1 pseudogene is annotated in these 230 nt (G+C 79.6%); it reads right to left on the bottom strand.

Going from position 1 to position 230, the window contains the following annotated elements:
- Positions 1-228 (bottom strand): annotated as a pseudogene (locus tag QWY29_RS20675) (DNA repair protein RadA); the annotation flags it as partial.
- Positions 229-230 lie beyond the last annotated feature (2 nt).

The following is a 230-nucleotide window of genomic DNA, read 5'->3' as shown; positions in this document are numbered from 1 at the left end:
GTCGAGCTCGGGCACACCGCTGGAGCGGTGGGCGGCGTCCTCGACCGCGACCTGGCCGATCGGCACGGCGGCGGTGGTCACCGGCGTCGCCGCCGGGCGCGGCGTGGGGGCGAGGGCGGCCGCGGCGACCGAGCCCCAGGCCTGGCACTCGCCGCAGCGGCCGACCCACATCGCGGTCTCCCACCCGCACACGGTGCCGCGGTAGGGCGGACGCGGTGGCTTCGGCATGG

The organism is Nocardioides abyssi, assembly GCF_030412915.1.
GTDB lineage: Bacteria > Actinomycetota > Actinomycetes > Propionibacteriales > Nocardioidaceae > Nocardioides > Nocardioides abyssi.
Note: the sequence above shows the minus strand (reverse complement) of the source record. Positions and strands in the feature narration are given on the sequence as shown.